This window comes from Halomonas llamarensis, from assembly GCF_023555005.1.
In the GTDB taxonomy this organism is placed as follows: domain Bacteria; phylum Pseudomonadota; class Gammaproteobacteria; order Pseudomonadales; family Halomonadaceae; genus Vreelandella; species Vreelandella llamarensis.
This window is the reverse complement of record NZ_JAMJPJ010000098.1, coordinates 1-608: the sequence shown is the minus strand read 5'-3', so window position 1 is coordinate 608 and position 608 is coordinate 1. Positions and strand designations below refer to the sequence as shown.

Below are 608 nucleotides of genomic sequence, written 5' to 3'. Positions count from 1 at the left end.
GGTACGTCTTCGAAACATTGCCCACGCTCAACGACGACGAGCTCACCACGCTGCTGCCCTGGCACTGGAAGGACACATTACCCGGCTGAGCGACGCCTGCCCAGATGTGGTTAATGGCTCGCTTACGCAACAACTTTTTCAGGACAGCTGCTTTACGCTCTTCAGAATAACGTGGCACACGTGCTCCATGCCGCTCCCTCTGGATTTGATTTAGGCGATATCACCAACCGGACAACTAGGCTGACAGAGGGGGTGGTGCTCCAGTAGGTGATGCCGGATCAGACCTCTCAATTTGTCGCGCTTCTCGCCCAGTTCTTTGAACGTGCCAGACCACTCTTTTGAGGCATCGGAGGACATCTTACAGCCGTCAATCGCAAAGAGTTCGTTACCCAACAAGCCTTGTTCGTGGCACACCAACAACACTTGCTCGAACAGCGCTTCAATCTCATCAGCATGGCGGCTGACGAAGCTTGCCAGGGTCGTGAAGTGGGGTACGGTATCGCAGGAAAGCGCTTTGAAAATGATGTTGGTCTCGCAACACCATTGCATCTCGCGGCTGGAGGTGATGCCTTTTGAGTAAGCAAACAGGATGATCTTGAGCAGGATGG

At 53.8% G+C, this 608-nt stretch carries 1 pseudogene; it reads right to left on the bottom strand.

The annotated features are described in order from the left end of the window. Window positions 1-255: 255 nt before the first annotated feature. Window positions 256-608, bottom strand: a pseudogene (locus tag M8006_RS17750) (transposase); the annotation flags it as partial.